The sequence below is a fragment of the Yoonia sp. F2084L genome (genome assembly GCF_023015625.1).
In the GTDB taxonomy this organism is placed as follows: Bacteria; Pseudomonadota; Alphaproteobacteria; order Rhodobacterales; family Rhodobacteraceae; genus Yoonia.
Genome location: NZ_JALKAH010000001.1, coordinates 1 through 14225 on the forward strand (window position 1 = coordinate 1; position 14225 = coordinate 14225).

At 57.3% G+C, this 14225-nt stretch carries 13 protein-coding genes; 11 read left to right on the plus strand and 2 right to left on the minus strand.

Annotated features, from left to right (window positions below; translation table 11 throughout):
* Positions 1-95: 95 nt before the first annotated feature.
* Together MWU60_RS00005 and MWU60_RS00010 are read right to left on the minus strand one after the other, a co-directional pair.
* Positions 96-1286, minus strand: coding sequence for a CHASE3 domain-containing protein (locus MWU60_RS00005; RefSeq protein ID WP_247224992.1), 1191 nt, complete (start codon positions 1284-1286; stop codon positions 96-98).
* A gap of 513 nt (positions 1287-1799) precedes the next feature.
* Positions 1800-2015, minus strand: coding sequence for a DUF1127 domain-containing protein (locus MWU60_RS00010; RefSeq protein ID WP_247224993.1), 216 nt, complete (start codon positions 2013-2015; stop codon positions 1800-1802).
* A 249-nt stretch (positions 2016-2264) separates the two neighbouring features.
* Here MWU60_RS00010 and MWU60_RS00015 point away from each other — a divergent pair, with 249 nt between their 5' ends.
* The 11 genes from MWU60_RS00015 to murD all read left to right on the plus strand — a co-directional run bounded on the left by MWU60_RS00015 (position 2265) and on the right by murD (position 14220).
* Positions 2265-3338 carry an Mrp/NBP35 family ATP-binding protein gene (locus MWU60_RS00015; protein WP_247224994.1) on the plus strand — a complete coding sequence of 358 codons (1074 nt, stop codon included), beginning with the start codon at positions 2265-2267 and terminating at the stop codon, positions 3336-3338.
* Positions 3335-3820, plus strand: coding sequence for an N-acetyltransferase (locus MWU60_RS00020; RefSeq protein WP_247226122.1), 486 nt, complete (start codon positions 3335-3337; stop codon positions 3818-3820). The genes MWU60_RS00015 and MWU60_RS00020 overlap by 4 nt, the downstream gene beginning before the upstream one ends.
* Before the next feature lie 591 nt (positions 3821-4411).
* Entirely contained in the window at positions 4412-4906 is a 495-nt protein-coding gene (locus MWU60_RS00025) for a cell division/cell wall cluster transcriptional repressor MraZ (protein WP_247224995.1), read from the plus strand.
* 3 nt (positions 4907-4909) lie between these two features.
* Positions 4910-5890: a 16S rRNA (cytosine(1402)-N(4))-methyltransferase RsmH gene (rsmH, locus tag MWU60_RS00030; RefSeq protein ID WP_247224996.1), complete on the plus strand. Its 981-nt coding sequence runs from the start codon at positions 4910-4912 to the stop codon at positions 5888-5890.
* A gap of 1 nt (position 5891) precedes the next feature.
* A complete protein-coding gene (locus tag MWU60_RS00035) occupies positions 5892-6251 on the plus strand; it encodes a cell division protein FtsL (RefSeq protein ID WP_247224997.1) in 360 nt (119 codons plus the stop codon).
* On the plus strand, positions 6248-8032 hold the full coding sequence (locus tag MWU60_RS00040; protein ID WP_247224998.1) for a penicillin-binding protein 2: 1785 nt from the start codon (positions 6248-6250) through the stop codon (positions 8030-8032). The genes MWU60_RS00035 and MWU60_RS00040 overlap by 4 nt, the downstream gene beginning before the upstream one ends.
* Before the next feature lie 14 nt (positions 8033-8046).
* A complete protein-coding gene (locus MWU60_RS00045; protein ID WP_247224999.1) occupies positions 8047-9534 on the plus strand; it encodes a UDP-N-acetylmuramoyl-L-alanyl-D-glutamate--2,6-diaminopimelate ligase in 1488 nt (495 codons plus the stop codon).
* Positions 9531-10964, plus strand: coding sequence for a UDP-N-acetylmuramoyl-tripeptide--D-alanyl-D-alanine ligase (murF, locus tag MWU60_RS00050; RefSeq protein ID WP_247225000.1), 1434 nt, complete (start codon positions 9531-9533; stop codon positions 10962-10964). The genes MWU60_RS00045 and murF overlap by 4 nt, the downstream gene beginning before the upstream one ends.
* A gap of 9 nt (positions 10965-10973) precedes the next feature.
* Positions 10974-12056, plus strand: coding sequence for a phospho-N-acetylmuramoyl-pentapeptide-transferase (gene mraY, locus MWU60_RS00055; protein WP_247225001.1), 1083 nt, complete (start codon positions 10974-10976; stop codon positions 12054-12056).
* 5 nt (positions 12057-12061) lie between these two features.
* The gene (locus MWU60_RS00060) at positions 12062-12709 is read left to right on the plus strand and encodes an SDR family NAD(P)-dependent oxidoreductase (RefSeq protein WP_247225002.1); all 648 of its coding nucleotides are present in this window, start codon (positions 12062-12064) and stop codon (positions 12707-12709) included.
* A gap of 110 nt (positions 12710-12819) precedes the next feature.
* Complete coding sequence (murD, locus tag MWU60_RS00065; RefSeq protein WP_247225003.1) at positions 12820-14220, plus strand: UDP-N-acetylmuramoyl-L-alanine--D-glutamate ligase; 1401 nt, start codon at positions 12820-12822, stop codon at positions 14218-14220.
* Positions 14221-14225: the final 5 nt, after the last annotated feature.

Genomic DNA, 14225 nt, shown 5'->3' on the forward strand with positions numbered 1-14225 from the left:
GCTGGAACCCATCGGGAATATCCCGCCTGCAGAAGCCGAGGCAAACTTCTACGCGGCTCTGGAAAGATCAGACATGGCCGCGTAACTAAGACAAATCAGCCTCCGGCAAACCCGGCGCGGTTCATATCCCCGGTCGCCAGCCGCTTCATTGATTGGGCGAGTTGTAGAATGGCGCTGGACACCGATCGTCCAATCATCGAGGCGACAAGGCCGCCCAAAAGAATGGTCGTCAAAACAGCCAGTAGGATCGACCGATCCTTGGCAGTTTGTGCCGCGACGGCGGCCCCTTGCCGGACAACCAAAAGGTCACGCTCTTCCGCAATGAAGGCGGCCATTTCACCGCGAAACTGGTCAAAATAGAATTTTCCGCGTTCTTCGCCGACGAATTGCGCAAGCTCATCCATGGATTTTCCGCCCAACACGTCACCGCGCAGTTGCAACATCCGAGAGACGACCCGCTGATCCCATTCCTGTATGGTACTTCTGATCTCTTCCAGCCTGACAACCTGTTGTGGATTGTCGCTGACAGTTTGAATCAATGCATCCACGCGTGCCTGAAAATCGGCGCGTCCAGCATTCAACGGTTCCTGAAACTGTTCGTCACCTGCTAAAAGATAGCCACGCATCCCGGTTTCCATATTGATGGCAGCGGTCAAAATTGCCTTCGCCTCTCCGATGACGGCATATGTATGTTCAACCCACTCTACGGATGCCTGAATATCCTCACGACTTGCCGTGCCGCTGTTTAGCGCAGCGCTGAAGTCAGCGGTGCGTTGCGCAAGAAGCGTCTCTTCCACATCAATGAATTCCTGAATCTGGCCGCGAAAGCCATCAAAGTAAGTCTTGCCCTCCGCGCGTTGTACTTCGGCAGCAACGTCATTCATTGTGCGGGCTTGTAAAATCTCGCGACGCAAAGCGATCATGGGTTCGGCGACTTCACCTTGCCAGTCCTGAAGGATCGTTTTTGCATTGCCCAGCCGTGCGACCTGTGCAGGATTGTCACTGACGGTTTGTTTCAGGTCCGTCAAACCATTGTACGCGCGGTCTTTACCGCTATCGTAGTGTGCGAGGAAAGCATCTTCACCGGCAAGCAGGAAGCCACGCATCCCTGTTTCCATGTCAACAGCGGCAGCGACAATAGCTTCGCCTTCGAAAATGACTTTTTCGGTATGTGCGATCCATTTGCGTGTTTCGCCGACGTCGCCTGTGTTCCCCACAGCGATCACCCCGATGCCCACCGTAAACAGCAATGGAAACAATGCCACCAGCCGGATTTTTGTTCTCATTGAGACATTTGCAAGCAAGGATCGCAGAAACATCGTTGGCTCCGTTTTCGTTAACGAACATCTGCTTAACCGCAGTCAGTTAAGACTTTGTTGCTTGCACTGGCTTCGTCTCAAACAAGTAATGATGCGTGTCAGATGCAATCACGCTCAGAACGCGGCGGCGCATGTGTGTTCATGAACCATCCCCAAAAAGCAAAAAGCGGCCATGCCCGGGAGGAGGTGGGCATGACCGCTCTTATTTATCGGCGCCTCCCTGCGTCTCGGGAGGAGAAGAAGCAAGGCGCGTCCTCGCTGGCGTTGCTCGGGAGGAGGTGAGCGCGGCTAGCGGTATGATCGGTTCCAACCCGGGAGGAGGATGGGCGGTTCCGAAACTGGTGTCATAAAGCGGCGGCACCCGGGAGGAGGTGGATGCCGCCACCTTATTGTTGACCTCGCGCCTCGGGAGGAGGTGAAGCGAAAGGCCGTGTCCAGATCTGCCTGAAGGGAGGAGGCGGCAGATCCGAATTCCGTAACTTACTTGCCGTAGGCCGCTTCATACGCGATCGCTTTGATGGCACTGCGGGTGATACCCAAATCTGCCAGATCACGTGATGAAAGGACTTCAAGTTCGGCCAAGGTTGTGCGGTAGGTTTTGCGTTTCGCGGCGCGATCCGCCATATCAGCCCGGAATGCGGCAAAGCGCTGTCCAAGTGAGAAACCGGCAAAGCCTGTGTCTGTGTTATATGTCATTTGCTCATCTCTATTTGTATCAGTCGGATGATGTATTTCATCCTGTTGCCGTTAACATGTATGATGATGCTGCAGGTGCACAATGGTCGTTTCCGCAATGCTGCCATGCAGAAAATGCATAAACATTGCTGACCTATCATCATCAATCTGTCGCAATTTTGTGCATCTGTTTCCAAGCCCTTGCGCTTTGCCTAAAACATGCCAGATGGTGGATGGAATTTAGACACTTTTGAAACTTGAGGTCTCAATATGGCGGTTACCCGTGATGAAATCCTAGACGCGCTGTCGCGACTCACTTTGCCTGGTGGCGATGATCTGGTGTCGCGCGACATGATCCGCGCGCTGAACATCGAGGGTGGCACTGTCCGCTTTGTGATTGAGGCCGCTGATCCGGGCGAGGCATCCAAGATGGATGGGGTCCGCCGTGCTGCTGAAGATATCGTGCGGCGGTTGCCGGGAGTGGAGAGTGCGACTGTTGTGCTGACTGCCCATGGGCCAGCACCAAAGGCGCCAGAGCCGCCATCTTTGAAAATTGGCCGCCATCCGACGCCGCAGGCCGGTCCAGCCAAGGTGTCTGGTGTTGATCGCATTTTGGCCATTGGTTCGGGAAAGGGCGGTGTGGGCAAATCAACCGTTTCTTCGAACCTTGCCGTGGCCCTGGCCCGAGAAGGCCGTCGTGTCGGTTTGTTGGACGCTGATATCTACGGGCCGTCTCAGCCGCGCATGATGGGCGTGAACAAGCGACCGGGCAGCCCTGATGGCAAGACGATCATTCCTTTGCAGGCGCACGGTGTGACGATGATGTCCATTGGTCTGATGATGGAAGAGGGTAAAGCCGTGGTCTGGCGCGGCCCGATGCTGATGGGTGCGTTGCAGCAGATGCTGGGGCAAGTGCAGTGGGGCGAGCTGGATGTTTTGATCGTCGATTTGCCGCCCGGCACCGGTGATGTGCAACTGACACTCTGCCAGAAGACTGAGTTGACGGGCGCGGTGATTGTCAGCACCCCGCAAGATGTGGCGCTACTTGATGCCCGCAAGGCGCTGGACATGTTCAATTCGTTGAACACTCCCGTGCTTGGCATGATTGAGAATATGTCGACCTTCGTTTGCCCGACCTGTGGGACTGAAAGCCACATCTTCGGGCAGGGCGGCGTCGCGACCGAGGCTGAAAAGATCGGTGTGCCATTCCTTGGTGCTTTGCCCATTGATCTTGATACGCGCCTAGCAGGTGATGCGGGCACACCTATCGCTGCGGGCGACAGCCCTATGGCTGATGCCTATCGCGCGCTGGCGCGCCGGTTTATCGAAGGTGGCATCGCCTGATGGAAATCCGCGCAGCAGGGCCTGATGATTTCGATCTGATCTGGCCCATGCTGCGCGACGTCTTTCGTGCAGGCGACACCTATGCGGTCGATCCCAGAATCAGCAAGGCAAAGGCGCATGCCTATTGGATGACGCAAGCCCGCGCGACCTATGTTGCCGAAACTGACGCTGGGGTTGTCGGCACCTACTATATAAAGACGAACCAACCCGGTGGCGGCGCGCATATCTGCAATTGTGGATATATTGTCAGTCCGGTGGCGCGCGGGCAGGGGATCGCGGCGATGCTTTGTGCCCATAGTCAGGATGAAGCGCGTCGTCTGGGGTATCAGGCGATGCAGTTCAACTTTGTGCTGGCAAGCAATGACGGGGCTGTGCGCCTTTGGCATCGGCTGGGGTTTGAAACGGTTGGCACGATCCCAGATGCTTTTGCGCATCCGCAGCAGGGCCTTGTCGATGCTTACGTCATGTACCGGCGACTTTGACGTCGGAACACGCGCCTCGCGGGGCAAATGCATCACAGTTCCGGGAATTCATGGAATCAGGACACGATTCGGATCGTTGTTCTCTAATTCCGTGGCTAGAAGTTCGATAATAAGAGCATCTGTGCGCAAAATACAAAATTAATTGGGATTTTCTGGTGCCTCAATTCCATGGTGAATTATCACTATATATAGTAGATCATGACATGAATTACCCTACAATTATTACAAAATCGCCTATGAGATATCAATATCTTGTTTTGTGACAACGCAAAAAACACCATCTAGTACCATGAATTCCCAAAAAGTTGTTGCTTGGTGAGCGATGTGGTGTCACAACGGTTGCACGGTAATGACGAACACGACTTCAAAGGGGCATCTTAAGAACCCCAACCGGCACAAAGCAGGTTTCATACAGGCTTCGTCATTACCCAATAGATCCGGCGCGTGAGCGAGCAGACATCCCCCCAGGTGGCACGCGCAGTCGGACTTCCCTTTACGGGACGAGGCGGCGGATTGATCAGTGGCAGCAGATCAATCCGCCGTTCTCACATCTAAGGCAAATTTTCGGGGGCAAGTGAGGACCGAGGGACAGTGGTTCTGAGTTTTACAGGCGAACACACCCAAAAGGTGGACGGTAAGGGGCGCATGTCGATCCCTGCCGATTTTCGTCGTGTGCTTGAAGCTGGCGATCCTGAGTGGACCCCGGGCCTGTCCCCCCGCATGTACCTGCTTTATGGCGATCATCTGAAAAACCAACTGCATGGCTATACAGTTGATGAGTTCAACGCCGTTGTAAGCCAGATTAACGCAATGCCGCGTGGCTCTGCGGATAAGAAGAAACTGTCGCGCCTGATCATTGGTCAGTCGATCAAGCTGGACGTTGATAAGGATGGCCGCACGGTCATGCCGATTAAGCAGCGTCAGAAGCTGGGGCTGACGGATGGTGAGTTAACCTTTAGCGGGTTGGGTGATCATTTTGAAATCTGGAAGGCCGAGACATTTAGCAAAGAGGTTGCCGATGACCTCTCTGGCTGGTTGGGCGAACAGGAGGATGGGTATGACCCTCTCATCCTGTTGGATGGTTGAGCGATGCCTGCTGCCGCTGAAACCTCACCCCATATTCCTGTTCTGATTAGACCGCTCATCGCAGCGGTCTCGCCCGTTTCTGGGGTCTGGTTGGATGGGACGTTTGGAAATGGCGGATACACCCGTGCATTGCTGGCCGCTGGTGCGGATAAAGTGATTGGTGTGGACCGTGATCCGCTGGCGTTTGAAATGGCGGCGGAGTGGGTCAGTGCGTTTGGTGACCGGATTGAGACGGTAGCAGGCGTATTTTCGAAGTTGGATGAATATGGCTCTGATCTGGACGGCGTCGTGCTGGACCTCGGTGTCAGTTCCATGCAGCTTGATCTGGCCGAGCGTGGGTTTTCCTTCATGCGCGATGGGCCGCTGGATATGCGGATGTCTCAGGATGGACAGTCTGCGGCTGATCTTTGCAATGAGGCGGACGAAGCTGAACTTGCTGATATCATTTATCTTTATGGCGAAGAGCGCGCCTCTCGTCGCATTGCGAAGGCGATTGTGGGAGCGCGTCCCCTGACGACGACGCTGCAATTGGCGAAGATCGTGGAGGGGTGTTTGCCCCGGTCCAAACCGGGCCAATCACACCCGGCGACGCGCACGTTCCAAGCGTTGCGGATTGCCGTGAATAACGAATACGGCGAATTGGCCGAAGGGTTGATGGCCGCAGAACGCGCGTTGAAACCCGGTGGGCAACTGGCTGTTGTGACCTTCCATTCGGTTGAGGATCGTATGGTCAAACGTTTCTTGCAGGCACGGTCGGGCAATACCGCGAATGCGAACCGCTATGCGCCTGAGATTGAACAGGTCACACCCGCTTGGCGTATCGAAAAGCGTAAGGCGATTGGCCCGGATGAGGCGGAACTGGCTGAAAATCCGCGTTCGCGGTCCGCCAAGCTGCGGGTTGCGATCCGCACGGATGCACCCGCCGAAGCGATTGATCCTGCGGCGTTGGGTATGCCGATGAAAAAGAAAAAGGGGGGCCGGTAACGTGCGTGGTCTGCTTTATGTTTTGACAGCCATCGCTGTCATGGGGCTCGCGTTTTGGGCCTATCAGGAGAACTACAAAACCCAGTCTGCAATTGCCGAAGTGCGCGGCTTGCACGGTGAGATCGGTGCCGCACACGAGCGTCTTGGCATGCTGCGTGCTGAATGGGCCTATCTGAACCGCCCGGACCGCCTCGCTGATCTGGCCGACCTGAACTTCGACCGTCTGGGCCTGTTGCCGCTGATGCCTGATGCATTCGGTGCGGTTGATCAGATCATCTACCCGCTGCCCCCGATCCTGCCGATCACGAACCCGATTGAGCTGTCTTTTGACCAGCTTGAGCAGATGGAGAACGACCTATGAGCCGCGCGCCACTGCGCCCGCTGGCGCGTATCCTCAAGGCACGCGAACGGGGTGAAAACCCCGATGCGATTGAGGCCGAAAACCGCGCCCGCCGTCACGAGGCGATGGCCGATAAGCAACGCCAGCGTGCCGAAGGGCGGCTGCTTGTGCTGGGGCTTGCGTTCTTTTGCGCCTTTGGGCTGATCGGTATGCGGATGAGCGCCTTGGCGTCGTCAGTCCCGGAAGAGCCGCGCGCTTCTGCGGTTGGCAATCCTATCATTGGGCAGCGCTCTGATATTGTTGACAGAAACGGGCGTATTCTGGCGACGAATCTGCAAACTCATTCACTCTATGCCCATCCGCGTGACATGATTGACCCGGCCCATGCGGCCAAAGAACTGGCTGCAATCTTCCCCGAGTTGGACGAAGCAGAGCTGCTCAAAGACTTTGAAGGTGACCGCCGGTTCCTGTGGATTCGTCGCCAGATCAGCCCCGAACAGATGCAGGCCGTGCATGATATCGGCTCACCCGGATTGCTATTTGGTCCGCGTGAAATGCGTCTTTATCCCAATGGCCCGATTGCGGCGCATATTCTGGGTGGTGCCAGCTATGGCCGCGAAGGCGTCGCCAGTGCCGAAGTCATCGGCGTGGCGGGGGTTGAGCGCAAATTCGACGGATTTCTGCGCGATCCGGCCAATGAAGGCGCGCCACTGCAATTGTCGCTGGACCTGACCGTCCAAGCCGCAGCCGAACAGGTGCTGGCCGGTGGCATGTCGATCATGAACGCCAAGGGTGCGGCTTCGGTGCTGATGGATATTCATACAGGCGAGATTATCTCGATGGTGTCCTTGCCTGACTTTGACCCCAACAACCGTCCGCGTGTGCAGGCGACAGGTGACCAATCGGACAGCCCCCTTTTTAATCGCGCAGTGCAGGGTGTTTACGAACTGGGATCGGTGTTCAAGATCTTCACTGTCGCGCAAGCGATGGAACTTGCTTTGGTGAACCCAAATACGATGATTGACACGCAGGGACCGCTGACCTGGGGTCGTTTCCGTATCCGCGACTTTCATGACTACGGTCCCGAGTTGAGCACGACTGACGTGATTGTGGAAAGTTCCAACATCGGCACCGCACGCATCGCGATGCAGATCGGGGCAGAGAGGCAGCGGGCGTTTTTGGACTCCTTGGGTTTTCTTGAAGCCACGCCGTTGGAAATGGTCGAGGCGCCTACCGGCAAGCCGTTACTGCCGCGCAACTGGTCCGAGATTTCGACAATGACGATTTCCTACGGTCATGGTTTGTCGTCCTCGCCGGTGCATCTTGCGGCAGGTTATGCGTCATTGCTGAACGGTGGCACGCGGGTAGAACCGACGCTTTTGCGCCGCGAAACGGTGGAACAGGGGCCGCGCGTTGTCAGCGAAGCTGTCAGCGCACGGTCGCGCAGTATGTTGCGGCAGGTTGTCACCCGTGGAACCGCGTCTTTTGGCGAAGTGCCTGGGTATGAGGTTGGTGGTAAAACCGGCACGGCAGATAAACCACGTGCAGCGGGCGGCGGATACTACGACGACAAGGTGATTTCGACCTTCGCATCGGTGTTTCCGGCCAACGATCCGCAATATGTTTTGATCGTTACGCTGGACGAACCGTCTGAGAATTCAGGCGATGAACCACGCCGCACCGCAGGCTGGACCGCTGTGCCAATTGCCGCCGAAATGATCCGCCGCACCGCACCGCTTTTGGGACTGCGTCCGCAAGTGGACACGCCGCAGCAGGTCGGTGTAACACTCACGTCAAACTGATCGAGGGCGCGCACATGAAATCACTGGCGGAACTGGGGCTCACAGCACGGGGCGGGCGCGAGGCGCAGATCACCGGGTTGGCTGTGGATAGCCGCGAAGTGAAGCCGGGGTTCTTGTTTGCGGCTTTACCTGGTGCGCGCGTGCATGGTGGTGAGTTCATTCAGTATGCGTTGCGGATGCAGGCCGGCGCGATCCTGACCGATGCCAAAGGGGCAGAGATTGCGGCAGAGGAGTTGGCAGCATCTGATGCCGCCTTAATCGTCGCCCAAGACCCGCGTCAGGCGTTGGCACAGACCGCATCGCTTTGGTTCGGGGCGCATCCAGAGATTGTCGTGGCCGTCACCGGCACCAATGGAAAAACATCCGTTTCCACGTTTTGCCGCCAAATTTGGGAAGAACTGGATTTGGCGGGCGTCAATCTTGGCACCACCGGGGTTGAGGGCGCTTGGAACCATCCGCTGAAACACACGACGCCAGAGCCGATTACCTTGCATCGCGTCATGGCAGAAGCTGCAAAGAACAACGTGACCCACGTCGCGATGGAGGCGTCATCACATGGGTTGGATCAGCGCCGTCTGGATGGTGTGGTGCTGGCCGCCGCCGGGTTTTCAAACTTTAGCCAGGATCACCTTGATTATCACGAAACCTTTGAGGCGTATTTCGACGCCAAGATGGGGCTTTTTACCCGCGTGCTGTCCGAGGACGGCGTCGCGGTGATCAACCTTGATGATCCCAAGGGGACTGAAGTTGCGGCGATCTGTACCGCACGCGGCCAAGAGGTGATTGGCGTTGGCAAGCACCCGGATGCGCGCTTGCATCTGACGGGTCAGCGATTTGACGCGACTGGGCAGGATGTACTGTTTGAATGGCAAGGGCGGGCACGGCAGGCCCGGTTGGACCTGATTGGTGGGTTTCAAGCAGAGAATGTGATGCTGGCTGCCGGACTAGTGATTGCTGCGGGTGCCGAACCAGCAGATGTTTTTGATACCTTGCAATATCTCACGACGGTGCGTGGTCGCATGGAACTCGCCGCGACCCGTGAAAGCGGTGCTGCGGTGTTCGTGGATTATGCGCATACGCCAGATGCGGTTGAGACAGCGCTTAAAGCGATGCGCCCGCATGTGATGGGCCGGATCGTTGTCATCGTGGGCGCGGGTGGTGACAGGGACACAGCTAAGCGACCGATGATGGGTGCCGCTGCTGCGCAAAATGCCGATATTGTGATTGTTACGGATGACAATCCGCGTTCAGAAGACCCTACTACGATCCGCGCGGCGGTCATGGCCGGTGCTGTTCAGGCTGGTGGGTCTGATAGTATCACCGAGGTCGGTGACCGGGCCGAGGCGATCTTGCGTGGGATTGATATGCTCGCCGCCGGTGATGCCTTGCTGATTGCGGGCAAAGGACATGAGACCGGGCAGGTTGTTGGTGACACTGTGCTGCCTTTTGACGATGTGGAACAGGCGAGCGTGGCTGTGGCAGCACTTGAAGGCTGGATATGACCGCCCTTTGGACTTCGGGCGAGGCCGCGGCTGCGACAGGCGGGCAGTCCACGCAAGACTGGCAGGCAAACGGTGTGTCGATTGATACGCGGACGATCCAAGAAGGCGATCTGTTTGTCGCCTTGAAGGATGTGCGCGACGGGCATGACTTTGTGGCACAAGCGCTGGAAAAAGGTGCTGCGGCGGCACTTGTGACGCATCGCCCCGAAGGCGTGCCAGATGATGCGCCGCTGTTGATTGTGGGCGATGTATTGGAGGCTTTGGGCGCGATGGGCCGTGCGGCACGCGCGCGGACAACTGCCAAAATCGCGGCGATCACCGGATCGGTCGGGAAAACCTCGACCAAGGAAATGCTGCGTGCTGTCTTGCAGCGTCAAGGCAAATGCCATGCGGCAGAGGCATCCTACAACAACCACTGGGGCGTGCCTTTGACATTGGCGCGGATGCCAGCCGATACCGACTATGCCGTGATCGAGATCGGGATGAGCAACCCTGGTGAGATCACACCGCTGTCCCAAATGACGCGGCCCCATGTGGTGATGGTGACGACGGTTGCAGCGGCGCATCTGGCGTCTTTTGACAGCCTTGCGGGCATCGCGGTTGAAAAGGCCTGCATTATGGATGGGCTGGAGCAGGGCGGCGCTGCCGTTCTGAACAGCGATATCGAAACCAGTCAGATTTTGAAGGATCACGCGCAGGCTATGGGTGCGACACAGGTCCATTTTGGCGAAACCGGTCGCGATTGGATTTTGAAAGATGTGCGGATCACGGGCGATGTGACAGTGATCACAGCCACCGGCGGCGACGCAGAGTATCTTTTCAAGCTTTCCGTACCGGGTCGCCATTTTGCGATGAACGCTGTTGGTGTTCTGGCTGTCGCTGAAGCGCTGGGCGCTGATCCGGTGGCCGCGGCGCTGGACATCGCCGCATGGGTCCCACCAGCGGGTCGCGGGGCGCGTGAAGTGATTGTGACTGACATCGCCAACGACGGTGAAAGCCTTGAACTCTTGGACGACGCGTTCAACGCAAACCCCACCTCACTGATTGCATCCTTAGAGGTGTTGGCCGCCTCAACGCCAACAGACAACGTTGGTCGGATCGTCAAAGGGCGCAGGGTGGCGATTTTGGGTGATATGTTGGAACTGGGGCCGGATGAAGTGGAAATGCACCGCGATATGGCCGACAATCCCCATTTGCAAAGCCTAGATTTGATCCACTGCGCAGGCCCGCTGATGCGGCGTCTGTGGGATGCTTTGCCCGAAGAAAAACGCGGGCGTTGGGCCGAAACGGCCGCTGAGCTTGTGCCGCAGACAACGCGCCTTGTTGATGCAGGCGATGTGGTGCTGGTCAAAGGTTCAAAGGGCAGCAAAGTCAGTCTGGTCGTTGACGCGATCCGCAAACTCGGGCATCGCCGCCCGCAACAAGAATAAGGAACAGCAATGTTATATTGGCTCACGGCACTGTCGGATGGCGGCGACTTTTTCAACCTTTTCCGCTATATTACCTTCCGGGCAGGTGGGGCCTTTATGACCGCGCTGATCTTTGGGTTCATCTTTGGACCACCATTGATCAACGTGCTGCGCCGCAAGCAAGGCAAGGGCCAACCGATCCGTGATGATGGGCCAGAAGGGCATTTTGTCAAAGCTGGCACACCCACCATGGGTGGTTTGCTGATCGTGGGCGCTTTAACTTTTTCAACATTGCTCTGGGCGCGGCTGGATAACCCGTTCATTTGGATGGTGCTGTTTGTGACACTGTCATTTGCGGCAATCGGCTTTGCGGATGATTATGCCAAAGTATCCAAGCAGAACACCGCTGGCGTGTCTGGCAAGGTCCGCATTTTGCTGGGGATCTTGATTGCGGGGATAGCGGGGTACTGGGCCGCGGCCTATCACCCTGACGCTCTGAGCAACCAACTTGCGTTCCCTATTTTCAAGGACACGCTGGTCAACCTTGGCATTCTTTTCATCCCATTTGCGATTATCGTGATTGTCGGGGCCGCCAATGCAGTGAACCTGACTGATGGTCTGGATGGTTTGGCGATCATGCCTGTGATGATTGCAGCGGCCACCTTTGGGATCATCGCCTATGCTGTCGGACGCACAGACTTTACCGAGTATCTGGATGTGCACTACGTGCCGCAAACAGGTGAAATCCTGATCTTTGCAGCCGGGTTGATCGGCGGGGGGCTGGGCTTTCTTTGGTACAACGCCCCGCCTGCGGCTGTGTTTATGGGCGACACGGGATCACTGGCCTTGGGTGGTGCGCTGGGTGCGATCGCGGTGGCAACCAAGCACGAAATCGTGCTGGCGATTGTCGGCGGTCTGTTTGTGGTTGAGGCTCTGTCCGTGATCATTCAGGTCCTCTATTTCAAACGGACAGGTAAGCGGGTGTTCCTGATGGCCCCGATCCACCACCACTATGAGAAAAAGGGCTGGGCCGAGCCGCAGATTGTGATCCGGTTCTGGATCATCTCGCTTATTCTGGCGATGATAGGTTTGGCGACGCTCAAAGTCAGGTAGGTGCGATGCACAAGGCTCTCGTCACAGGTGCAAATCGTGGGATTGGCAAAGCCATTGCGGCTGCCCTCGTTCGTGAGGGGTTGCAGGTGGTTGTCGGCGCGCGCGATCTGTCAGCAGGTCAAGAGACCGCAGCAGAGATTGGTGCCGAGGCTGTGCATCTTGATTTGACCGATCCTGATGCATGCGACCATGCGATCAAGGACGTCACCGTGCTGGTTAACAACGCCGGGGTCCTTTGGGACGGCAATGTCTTTGATGACATGGACCGCTTTGAAACCACAATGGACGTCAGCTTGCATGGCCCGTTTTCACTGATCCGTGCGGCACTCCCCGCGATGAAGGCGGCGAAGTATGGGCGCATTGTGAACGTCTCGTCCGAGTGGGGCAGTTTTGCCCAAGGGCTTGGCGGTGGCGGTGCTTATGGCATTGGTAAGGCTGCGATGAATGCGCTGACGGTGATTGCCGACCGTGATACGTCGGATTTCATCAAGATCAACGCGATGTGCCCCGGCTGGGTGCAAACGCGTATGGGAGGCGCGGGTGCGACCCGCACACCGCAAGAGGCCGCCGATACAGCCGTTTGGCTGGCGACCTTGCCTGAAAATGGCCCCTCTGGCGGGTTCTTTCGCGATCGCAAACCGGTTGCTTGGTAGATTTACAGCTTTGGGGATGGGGCCTTTTGTCTGACATCGCGACTGTTCCCGGATTGTCTTAACTCCTGAAAATGGGCATTGATGCCGCAAAAGCGAGCGAGGAAGACGACATGATACCGGTCCAAGGATATGCTGGACAAACTGTGGCTGTGCTGGGTCTTGGTCGGACAGGGCGCGCTGCTGTCGCCGCTTTGGAAGCGGGTGGTGCGCATCCTGTGGTTTGGGACGACAGTGCTTTGGCGCGTGACGCGGCAGAGGACGCAGGGCTGGAGCTGCGCGATCTTGGCAAGGCGGGTGCGTTTGATCAGGTTGCAGCCCTTGTTGTCAGCCCTGGTATCCCGCATCTGTATCCTGCACCCAATCCTGTCATAGCGGCAGCGTGGGACGCGGATGTGCCGGTGGACAATGACATCGGCTTGTTCTTTCGGTCTTTTGCCACATCAGACTGGGACAGTTTCCATGTCACACCGCGTGTTATCGCGGTAACCGGGTCGAACGGGAAATCGACGACCGCAGCTTTGATCCATCACATCCTCGTCGAGAACGGACGCCCCGCACAATTGGCAGGCAACATTGGGCGCGGAGTGCTGGATATTGAACCCGCCCATGATGGAGAGGTCGTGGTGTTAGAGTTGTCGTCCTACCAGACTGATCTGGCCCGCAGCATGACACCTGATGTGGCTGTTTTGACGAACCTCAGCCCTGATCATCTGGATCGGCACGCTGGCTTGGGTGGGTACTTCGCCGCCAAGCGCAGGCTCTTTGCAGAAGGCGGACCGGATCGGGCTGTCATCGGCGTGGATGAGGCCGAAGGACGCTATATCGCCAACCAACTGATCGAAGGACCGGGCGATGACAGGGTGATCCGTGTTTCATCGGGACAAAAGCTTGCGGGAGAGGGTTGGAACGTTTTTGCGCGCAAAGGGTTCTTGGCAGAGCATCGCAAGGGGCGACAGGTCGGGTCCATTGATTTGCGCCCGATTGCCGGGTTGCCAGGCGCGCACAACCATCAAAACGCCTGTGCCGCTTATGCGGCCTGCCGCACGCTTGGGCTGGGTCCCAAGGGGATTGAGGTCGCGATGCGAAGCTATCCGGGGCTGCCGCACCGCAGTCAGGTTGTGGCCGAGCACGATGGTGTGACTTTTGTGAACGACAGCAAGGCGACAAATGTGGACAGTGCGGCCAAGGCCTTGCAGGCCTTTGCAAAGGTCCGTTGGATTTGCGGGGGGCTGCAGAAAGAAGGCGGGCTTGATGGGCTGCTGCCGCATCTGGGCCATGTGGTGAAAGCCTATGTGATCGGGCGTGAGGCGGAGGATTTCGCGCGCCAGCTCATCGGGGCCAAGGCTGAGGTTTGTGGCGCAATGGGCAATGCGGTTGCGCTGGCGGCCGCGGATGCGCAGCCCGGAGAGGTTGTGTTGTTGGCTCCGGCGGCGGCGTCCTTTGATCAATATGATAGTTTCGAGGCGCGAGGCGATGACTTCATTAAATGCGTGAAAGCGCTGTTGAGGTAAGGTGG